Annotated in this window: 13 protein-coding genes and 1 pseudogene; 3 read left to right on the forward strand and 11 right to left on the reverse strand. The window is 48.3% G+C overall.

From position 1 onward, the window contains the following. Positions 1-189: 189 nt before the first annotated feature. From AC1WIP_RS07595 to AC1WIP_RS07630, 8 genes and pseudogenes are all read right to left on the reverse strand, one after another. The gene (locus AC1WIP_RS07595) at positions 190-444 is read right to left on the reverse strand and encodes a spore coat protein (RefSeq protein ID WP_481141295.1); all 255 of its coding nucleotides are present in this window, start codon (positions 442-444) and stop codon (positions 190-192) included. A gap of 44 nt (positions 445-488) precedes the next feature. Further along, positions 489-674, reverse strand: coding sequence for a hypothetical protein (locus AC1WIP_RS07600; RefSeq protein WP_318703196.1), 186 nt, complete (start codon positions 672-674; stop codon positions 489-491). A gap of 70 nt (positions 675-744) precedes the next feature. Then, complete coding sequence (locus AC1WIP_RS07605; RefSeq protein ID WP_481141286.1) at positions 745-1,437, reverse strand: LrgB family protein; 693 nt, start codon at positions 1,435-1,437, stop codon at positions 745-747. Continuing rightward, a complete protein-coding gene (locus AC1WIP_RS07610; protein WP_481141287.1) occupies positions 1,434-1,823 on the reverse strand; it encodes a CidA/LrgA family protein in 390 nt (129 codons plus the stop codon). Before AC1WIP_RS07610 ends, AC1WIP_RS07605 begins: the two co-directional genes overlap by 4 nt. Before the next feature lie 11 nt (positions 1,824-1,834). Then, the gene (locus tag AC1WIP_RS07615; RefSeq protein WP_481141288.1) at positions 1,835-2,014 is read right to left on the reverse strand and encodes a DUF6472 family protein; all 180 of its coding nucleotides are present in this window, start codon (positions 2,012-2,014) and stop codon (positions 1,835-1,837) included. Beyond that, entirely contained in the window at positions 1,995-2,858 is an 864-nt protein-coding gene (gene rsmI / locus AC1WIP_RS07620; protein ID WP_481141289.1) for a 16S rRNA (cytidine(1402)-2'-O)-methyltransferase, read from the reverse strand. The genes AC1WIP_RS07615 and rsmI overlap by 20 nt, the downstream gene beginning before the upstream one ends. A gap of 44 nt (positions 2,859-2,902) precedes the next feature. Beyond that, a complete protein-coding gene (locus tag AC1WIP_RS07625) occupies positions 2,903-3,640 on the reverse strand; it encodes a tRNA1(Val) (adenine(37)-N6)-methyltransferase (protein WP_481141290.1) in 738 nt (245 codons plus the stop codon). 187 nt (positions 3,641-3,827) lie between these two features. Then, a pseudogene (locus AC1WIP_RS07630) lies at positions 3,828-4,733 on the reverse strand (PSP1 domain-containing protein); the annotation flags it as partial. 187 nt (positions 4,734-4,920) lie between these two features. On the opposite strand from AC1WIP_RS07630, the gene AC1WIP_RS07635 reads away from it, so the two are divergent. From AC1WIP_RS07635 to AC1WIP_RS07645, 3 genes are read left to right on the forward strand one after another with little or no spacing between them, the layout of a single operon-like run. Beyond that, positions 4,921-5,724: a MerR family transcriptional regulator gene (locus tag AC1WIP_RS07635; protein ID WP_481141291.1), complete on the forward strand. Its 804-nt coding sequence runs from the start codon at positions 4,921-4,923 to the stop codon at positions 5,722-5,724. A 1-nt stretch (position 5,725) separates the two neighbouring features. Then, complete coding sequence (locus AC1WIP_RS07640; protein WP_481141296.1) at positions 5,726-6,541, forward strand: ABC transporter ATP-binding protein; 816 nt, start codon at positions 5,726-5,728, stop codon at positions 6,539-6,541. Further along, complete coding sequence (locus AC1WIP_RS07645; protein ID WP_481141292.1) at positions 6,538-7,269, forward strand: ABC transporter permease; 732 nt, start codon at positions 6,538-6,540, stop codon at positions 7,267-7,269. Before AC1WIP_RS07640 ends, AC1WIP_RS07645 begins: the two co-directional genes overlap by 4 nt. A 34-nt stretch (positions 7,270-7,303) precedes the next feature. On the opposite strand, the gene AC1WIP_RS07650 is transcribed toward AC1WIP_RS07645, so the two are convergent. Genes AC1WIP_RS07650 through AC1WIP_RS07660 form a run of 3 tightly spaced genes read right to left on the reverse strand, consistent with a single transcriptional unit; the run spans position 7,304 to position 8,077 of the window. Next, entirely contained in the window at positions 7,304-7,444 is a 141-nt protein-coding gene (locus AC1WIP_RS07650) for an AgrD family cyclic lactone autoinducer peptide (protein ID WP_318708075.1), read from the reverse strand. Next, complete coding sequence (locus tag AC1WIP_RS07655) at positions 7,441-7,653, reverse strand: hypothetical protein (protein ID WP_481141293.1); 213 nt, start codon at positions 7,651-7,653, stop codon at positions 7,441-7,443. The genes AC1WIP_RS07650 and AC1WIP_RS07655 overlap by 4 nt, the downstream gene beginning before the upstream one ends. 16 nt (positions 7,654-7,669) lie before the next feature. Then, on the reverse strand, positions 7,670-8,077 hold the full coding sequence (locus tag AC1WIP_RS07660; protein WP_481141294.1) for an accessory gene regulator B family protein: 408 nt from the start codon (positions 8,075-8,077) through the stop codon (positions 7,670-7,672). Positions 8,078-8,230: the final 153 nt, after the last annotated feature.

Consider the following 8,230-nt stretch of genomic DNA (forward strand, 5'->3'; position numbering starts at 1 on the left):
CATAAGCACACTGCAGACACAATGATCAGAAAAATCAAAAGCCCCACCATAATTTCCTTCTCCTTTCGTTATTATCTTCATTTTATTCCCTTTTTTCCATTCTTTCAACTATTTTCGCCGCAAAAAAACGCCTTCGGATTTTCCTCCGAAAGCGTTTCTTCTGCTGCAGTCCAATCCTCCAAAAGGAGCTTAAAGCGTTCCCTGAGTAAAGAGGCTTCTCACATGTTCCACCTCTTCCTGCGTCGCTTTGCCTGCAGGCACATAGTAAGATTTTTCTCTTGCAATCTGATAGAGCTCCTCCTGTGACTGCTCACAGGCATTGCGCATCTGCTTTAACGTCTGTTTCAATTCTTTATTTTCCGACTGGGCAATCATTCCCGCATAGCGGACAAGCTCCCCATTGATACCCGCCAGGGTATCTGCTACCATTGTTTTTTCCTGCATCTGCATTGTTTCCCTCATTTCTGCCCGTCTTGGGCGCAAACCTTTTACTGCAAAAATTTCATAAGCTGCTGCTTGTTGTCCATGGCCGATTTGGCGCCCTTTTCAAAAAACTGTTTGATCTGGGTATCAGTGGCCTCTTTGGCATATTCCTGCATTTTACAGTGGGTAGTGTCAAATCCGCCGATCAGATGGCGCAGATTCTGCAGGTCCAATTCTGAAATATTACTCATATCCATAACCTCCTGATTTTTTTTACGAGGTTATTGTTCACAAATTCTCCGGAAAGTATGCAGTATTTTCTTAAATAAAATTGGCAAACAAAGAGACGCCCGCCACAGTCATAATACCCGCCGCCACAATGGACAGACTGCTCATGGCGCCCTGAATTTCTCCCAGCTCCATCGCCTTTGTAGTTCCCATGGCGTGGGCTGAAGTTCCGATGGCCAGTCCCACAGCCACAGGCTCCTCAATCTTGAAAAGCCGGCACACCCCGTCGGCAATCATACTTCCAAAAATTCCGGTGATGCAGATGGCCACCACCGTGATGGTCACAATCCCGTCCATTTTTTCGGAAATTCCCATCCCAATGGCCGTTGTGATGGATTTGGGCAGAAGGGTCACATACTGCTCATGGTTCAGACCGAAAAAAAGACTCAGAACGAAAATACTCACCATGGCCGCAAGCACCCCTGAAGCAATTCCTCCCAGAATGGCCCTGGGATATTTCTTAAGCAGCGCAAGCTGCCTGTAAAGAGGCACCGCCAGACTGACTGTTGCCGGCGTCAAAAGAAAGCTGATGTGAGAAGCCCCCTGGGTATAAATCTCAAAATCAATGGAAAAAACAAGCAAAACTGCGATTACCAGAAGAACCGCCACAAGCAGCGGATTTGCCAGAGCGCTTTTTGTCTTTTTCCTCACAAAAAGTCCGATTTCATAGCAGACCAGACTGAGGGCCGCCCCAAAAAAAGCTGACTGGGTCAATATTTCCTTCACTCCGCTTCCTCCCCTCCTGTTTTCTTCGAATTTTCTCTGGACCTTTGTCCCCGGATCAATCCCTGGGACACTCTTCCCGTGATCACCATAATCAATATGGTGCTCACTACGATAATCACAGTCAAGGGAAGCAGCAGTTCTCTCATGGCCTCCCAGCTTGTCATTATGCCCGCCATGGCCGGAATGAATAAAACAGGCATGATCTCCACCAGAAAATCCGCCGCTCCCTCCACTGCCCGTAAAGGAATGATTTTCGTAACCAGTCCCGCTAACAGCAGCACCAGTCCGTAAATACCGGCGGACACCGGAAGGGGAATCAGATACTCCAAAAGCTCTCCCAGAAAAGAAATGCTCAAAATTACAGAAAATTGTCTTAAGTATTTCATGCCCTCTCTCCTTACATCTGGTGCCTGACTACGCCGTACTCATCGTCCATGCGAAAATAAGGACATTCTCTCTGGTTTCCCGATAAAAAACGGTACATTTCATCTTCATCCAGATTCACCAGACAGGCAAAGCATTCATAATCCTCGTCATAAATATAATTTACACACATATCACAGCTGGTTTTTGCCATTTTTTCCACACTCCAGATATTGATAAATCTCCCTTTTTCCCACACCTCTATCCTTTGCCACCTGCTTCATGGCCTCCCTGCGTTCCATCCCCTTTGTCAGATAAAAGCTCATATGCTCCTCAATGCTCATGCTCTGCCACTGGGCAATCTCTTCCTCCCGCTTGTGTGCAAGGCTTCGTCCCTCAAGCACCAGCACATATTCCCCCCGGGGCGCATTTTCCCTGTAATGAGCCAAAGCGCCCGAAAGCGTGGTGGAAACCACTGTCTCGTACCGCTTGGTAAGCTCCCGGCACACCGCAGTCTTTCTGTCTCCCAGCACTTCAAAAAGCTCCTCCAGGGTGTGCACAAGGTGATGGGGCGCTTCATAGAGAATCATGGTGCGGCTTTCCTCCTTAAGCTCCTCCAAAACCGCCCGTCTCTCCTTTTTGTCTGCGGGAAGAAATCCCTCAAAGCAAAACCTTCTTGTGCTCAGTCCGGACAAGGTAAGCGCTGTAATGCAGGCAGCGGGCCCCGGAAGAGACGTCACCGTAATTTCCCTTTCCCGGCACATTCTAACCAGTACTTCTCCCGGGTCCGAGATGGCCGGGGTGCCTGCATCCGTAATCAGCGCAATATTTTTCCCCTCCAAAAGCAACGCTGTCAGCTGCTTTGCCTTCTCCACCTTGTTGTATTCATGATAACTGGTCATAGGGGTATGAATGTTAAAATGATTCAACAGCTTGATGCTGTTGCGTGTATCCTCCGCGGCAATCAGGTCCACCGCTTTTAACGTCTCCACCACACGTGGCGTCATATCTCCCAGATTTCCTATGGGAGTTGCACATAAAAACAACGTTCCTGTCATAAATTTCACCTCTGTGCGCCTTATGCCCAGAAACAGACGGCGCTTCAATATCCATACACATCATAAATCTCCGGTGTGTAAACCCCGGGCTTTTCATATACAATCAGAGGTTTTTCCACCGCCAGTCTGGGCCGTCCGCCTCTGACGGCCTCCAAAAGAACCATGTTGGGCTCCTTGTCCACATAAGGATACACCAGCCGCATGCGTTTTGGCTCCAGCTTATATTGTGACATTATCGTCATAATTTCCGCCAGCCGGAAAGGCCTGTGTACCATGAAAAAATGTCCTCCCGGCTTTAACAGCTTTCCTGCCTGTCTGACCACATCCTCTAATGTACACAAAATCTCATGACGGGCAATAGCCTTGGGCTCCTTGGGATTGGCAAGGCCATGGCTGCCTATCATATAGGGCGGATTGCAGGTAATACAGTCAAAAGAAGCAGACGGGAATATTTGGTCTGCTTCTTTGATATCTCCTGTTACAATGTCTATCTTATGTGACAAACCGTTCAAGGCAACGCTTCTTCTGGCCATATCGGCGCTCTCTTCCTGTATCTCAAGCCCCGTCAAATGGGCACATTGGGTTTTAGCCTCCAGAAGAATGGGGATGATTCCTGTTCCTGTCCCCAAATCCAGCAGAATGTCTCCCTTTCCTGCGCGTACAAAGCCTGACAGCAAAACAGCATCCATGCCGAAACAGAATTTTTCAGGATTCTGGATAATGCGGTAGCCGTTCCTCTGCAATTCATCCAATCGTTCCTTATCTTTCAGCTCAACTGTCATTGCGTTTTGTTTTTCCTTCCTGCCTTGCCCGTCCTTCCTGTCTGGGTCTTCTCTCCTGTCTTGCCCGTCCCTCCTGTCTGGGCCGTCCTTCCTGTCTGGGCCTTCCCTCTTGCTTTGTTCTGCCTTCCGGCTTCCCCTTTTCCTCCGGTCTGGACTTTCCTTCCTGCTTTCCCTTCTCTTCCGGTCTCTCCTCCTGGCTTCCCTGCTGCTCTTCCTTTTCCAGGCGCTCCAGCTCCTTCATTTCCTCTTTTGAAAGCTCTAATTTTTCCTTCTTCCCATGCCTTCTCTTGAAGCGCAGCCTGTCCACCTCATATTCCCGTATTTCTTTTTCGTCGCCGATATCCACAACCACCTTTACCAGCTGGCGCAGTACATTCACACTCTGCACCTCGCCTTTAAGGCCATCGTCCGTGGTTACATAATCTCCCAGATTGGGCAGTCTTCTGTTCAGCTCTTCGTAGGTTTCCTGTTCATTCTTCAGGCAGCACATCAATCTTCCGCAGACGCCTGAGATTTTCGAAGGATTTAAAGACAGATTCTGCTCCTTTGCCATTTTGATGGACACAGGAACAAAGTCAGACAAATAGCTGTGGCAGCAAAGGGCCCGTCCGCAGATGCCGATGCCCCCCACAATTTTGGTCTCGTCCCTGACTCCAATCTGGCGCAGCTCTATCCTTGTCTTAAATACAGAGGCCAGGTCCTTTACCAGCTCCCTGAAGTCGATTCTTCCGTCCGCAGTAAAATAAAAAAGCACCTTATTATTGTCAAAGGTATACTCTGCGTCGATCAGCTTCATCTCCAGACCATGCTTTTGAATTTTCTCCTGGCAGATTTTAAACGCCTCTTTTTCCTTTACCTTATTGGCCGCCTCCTGCTCCATATCCCGCTTGTTTGCAATCCGCAGCACCGGCTTTAAGGGCTGTACCACCTTATCGCTTTCCACCATTCCCGGCTCCGAAACCACCGTTCCAAATTCTATTCCTCTGGCAGTTTCCACAATCACATGGTCCCCGCGCTTTACCTGAAATTTTACAGGATCAAAAAAATATATTTTTCCCGCCGTGCGGAATCTTACTCCTATTACCTTTATCATATATATGCTCCCATCTGCGCGGCTTGCGCGCTTAAACCAGGGTGTACCTCTCCATCGAGTGCTATTTTAACATACTTTTCAGCAAATGACCACTGTTTTATACGGTTTGCATTTTGCAGACCACAAAAAGGGGGTTGCTTGTGACGCTGCGTAATATATTATAATGAAAAAAAGGAGGAGAAAACCTATGGCAAAATATACAGCAATCCCCCAAGGCTATATGACCGTTGGCGAAGCGGCAAAAAAAATGGGCGTTACCGTCCGCACCCTGCAGTATTACGATAAAGAAGGGCTTCTTTCTCCCTCTGCGGAAAGCTCCGGCGGACGCAGACTCTATACGGATAAGGATTTTGTCAAGCTGCACCAGATCTTATCCTTAAAATCTCTGGGCTTTTCTCTGGAGGATATCAAAAAGCGGCTGATCTCTCTGGACACCCCGGCGGATGTAGCCGAAGCCCTTACAAAGCAGGCTGATGAAATACGGCGCAAAATAGAGCAGCTTTCGGAAACCTTAACGGCCATTGAACAGCTGAAGGCAGAAGTTTTACAGATGCAGTCTGTAGATTTCAAAAAATACGCGGATATTATCGTAAATCTGCAGATGAAAAATGAATTTTACTATCTCTTAAAATGGTTTGACACAGAAACCCTGGATTATATCCGCAGCCGTTTTGATAAGGAGAGCGGGCTGGACTTTTTGGAGCGGTTCCAGCGTTTAAGCAATGGCCTTCTGCAGCTTGAAAAGGACGGGATACCTCCCGAAAGTGAAGAATGCCAGCAGCTTACCGGCGCCTACTGGAGCTTGATTCTGGAATTTACCGGCGGGGATATGAGTCTTTTGCCCAAGCTGATGGAAATTGGCAGCTCCATAAAAAACGAGCCAGGAGGGCAGTCCCAGATTACAGGGGCTTATCTGGAATCGGCCTTGCATATCTACTTTTCGAAGCTTGGCGTAAATCCTTTTGATGGAGTGTCACAAAATGAAGATTGAAATGAAAAACGCAGTGGAAGTAAGGGGACTGCAAAAAAGCTATGGCAGTCATGTGGTGCTGAAGGGGCTTCATTTCCATATTAGGACAGGAGAAATCTTTGCCCTTCTGGGCGTCAACGGCGCAGGCAAAACCACTACGCTGGAGTGTATTGAGGGGCTTCGGGAATATGATGAGGGCACCATCACCGTAAACGGAACCATGGGAATTCAGCTGCAGTCCTCCTCCCTTCCTGCCCATATAAAACCGATGGAGGCTGTGAGGCTGTTTGCAGCTTGGAACCGGGTAACGCCTGACCGGTCCATGCTGAATGCCCTTGGCATAAAAGAAATAGAAAAGAAGCAGTACTTTCAACTGTCCACAGGGCAGAAAAGACGGCTCCATCTGGCTCTGGCACTTATTTCATCGCCTGACATTCTATTTCTGGATGAACCCACAGCCGGACTTGACGTGGAAGGACGGCGGTCTCTTCACAGCCAGATCCGTGCACTAAAGGCCCAGGGGAAAACTATCGTACTGGCGAGCCACGATATGGCAGAAGTGGAAACTCTTTGCGACAGAATTGCTATTTTAAAGGAAGGGGAACTTGCATTTTGCGGCACCCCTTCCCAGCTCACCGATCTGGTGGGCAGACAGTTTACCATACAGCTGAAAACAAAGCAAGGCACAAAAATCCATAAAACCAGAGATGTAGCAGACACGCTGTTATCCCTGCTTGCCCAGGAAAAGAAAAAAGGCATCGAGGTACTGGACATCAAAGTAGACAGAGGTACACTGGAAGAACATTTTATGGAATTGACAGGAGGAGTGAAATCATGAGAGCTTTTCTTTATGGAGTAGTTTTACAGTGGAAATTGGATATCAGAAGCAAGTCCCTGCTGGTCACCTGCTATCTCGTTCCCCTGATATTTTTTGCGCTGATGGGAGGAATCTTTACCTCGGTAATGCCGGATATAAGGGACACCTTGATTCCCGCCATGATTGTGATGGGAGTCTCCATGGGCGCATTTATCGGGCTGCCGCCCTCTTTGGCTGAAACCTATGGAAGTGATATAAAGAAAATATACGCGGCAAACGGAGTGCCCCTCTGCTTTGGATGGGCCGCCATGTATCTTTCCGCATTCATCCATCTTTTTCTGATGTGCCTCATTATACTTCTGACTGCGCCAATGGCTTTTGACGCAGCGCTGCCCTCAGACCTTCCCTTGTTTTTTACCGCCCTTTCCATTTACATTGCCGTATCCTTAAGCGTTGGCAGCGTTCTGGGCCTGACGATAAAAAATCAGTCCAGGCTGACCATGGCCGCACAGCTTTTATTCCTCCCATCCATTATGCTGTCCGGAATTATGTTCCCCATTGGACTCCTGCCAGAGCCCCTTATAACAGCAGGAAAAATTTTCCCGGCCTTTTGGGGATACAGACTGATGCTGGATAATGGATTTCTACCACAGAATTTATGGTACTTATCTTTTGTATTTTTGATTGGTGTTTCTTTTTGCGTCATATTACTAAAGGGTCTTCGGAGACCACCCCAAAGACCCTTCTGACTTTATAGGAACCTTTTACACTGTCCAAAAAACTCTATTTTTCCTTCTTTTTCGGCCTTTTGGGCTGGTACAAAATGTTGGAGCAGTCCGGCGGCCAGCCCGTATTTTTCATATCTGCCTGAAATTCCGCAGCCTTTTTCACTGCCTTCCAAATGCTTTTCTTTCCGTTATTCATTCTCTTCCCTCCCTTCTGTCCTCAGACCATTTTTCAGTCTTTATCTCCTGTTTTGCTGCCTTTGCCAGGCACAGCAAAAACCCACAGACCGTCATTCCCAATATGGCGCTGCAAATCCATTCCTGCGGCGCACCCACAAGCTGTAAAAAACCAACTGCAAGGATTTCTCCTGCCAGCACGAGACGTGAACGCCTTTTATACCATCTCATTTCCTCCGAATCAAAATTAAGATTGGGATGATTGACCGGCGCGAAAGCAAACACTGCTGCAGCGGACAAAACCAGGCACACCACTCCTGCCTGCTGCCAGCGGACCAAAAGCGGCAGAAATCCCTTCATGACCGCCAGATAGACAACCATTGTCCCCCAGAAAGCACCCTCTTTCCGTGGCTGCGTGGTATCCGCCCGTTCTACCCCGCAGGGTAAAGAAAAAAGCCAAAAACCACAGTCCCGGCACAAAAGTTCCTATGAGCAGAGACAGCCCAAGCAGCGCTGTGTAGCTCACTGCCTTTCCCACCAGCCTTCCCAGGCCATATTCGTAAATTTCCCTGTCCTGTTCCTCCAAAAGCCGGTTTCTGATCAAGCCGTCCGTCAGGTAGGTGACAACTCTTTCCACAGGAAGTCCCCTTTCCACATTGTTTTCCCAAGCCGGGTCTTTTTTTCACACTATCGCCCGCGTTCCTCATAAAAAAAGAAAGCTCCAAGACATGGCGGCCAGAATCATCGTTTTTACTTCTATGGTGTTCCGGCAGAATTCCCCTTTTACCGCTTCTGCCATGTCTTGCAC

The sequence above is a fragment of the Acetatifactor sp. genome (assembly GCF_982438285.1).

Bases quoted from the DNA above. Each gene is read 5' to 3' on its own strand.
- AC1WIP_RS07595 (WP_481141295.1), bottom strand. From the start codon at position 444: ATGCAGGAAAAAACAATGGTAGCAGATACCCTGGCGGGTATCAATGGG.
- AC1WIP_RS07600 (WP_318703196.1), bottom strand. From the start codon at position 674: ATGAGTAATATTTCAGAATTGGACCTGCAGAATCTGCGCCATCTGATC.
- AC1WIP_RS07610 (WP_481141287.1), bottom strand. From the start codon at position 1,823: ATGAAATACTTAAGACAATTTTCTGTAATTTTGAGCATTTCTTTTCTG.
- AC1WIP_RS07615 (WP_481141288.1), bottom strand. From the start codon at position 2,014: ATGGCAAAAACCAGCTGTGATATGTGTGTAAATTATATTTATGACGAG.
- rsmI (WP_481141289.1), bottom strand. From the start codon at position 2,858: ATGACAGGAACGTTGTTTTTATGTGCAACTCCCATAGGAAATCTGGGA.
- AC1WIP_RS07625 (WP_481141290.1), bottom strand. From the start codon at position 3,640: ATGACAGTTGAGCTGAAAGATAAGGAACGATTGGATGAATTGCAGAGG.
- AC1WIP_RS07635 (WP_481141291.1), top strand. From the start codon at position 4,921: ATGGCAAAATATACAGCAATCCCCCAAGGCTATATGACCGTTGGCGAA.
- AC1WIP_RS07640 (WP_481141296.1), top strand. From the start codon at position 5,726: ATGAAAAACGCAGTGGAAGTAAGGGGACTGCAAAAAAGCTATGGCAGT.
- AC1WIP_RS07645 (WP_481141292.1), top strand. From the start codon at position 6,538: ATGAGAGCTTTTCTTTATGGAGTAGTTTTACAGTGGAAATTGGATATC.
- AC1WIP_RS07650 (WP_318708075.1), bottom strand. From the start codon at position 7,444: ATGAATAACGGAAAGAAAAGCATTTGGAAGGCAGTGAAAAAGGCTGCG.
- AC1WIP_RS07655 (WP_481141293.1), bottom strand. From the start codon at position 7,653: ATGAGATGGTATAAAAGGCGTTCACGTCTCGTGCTGGCAGGAGAAATC.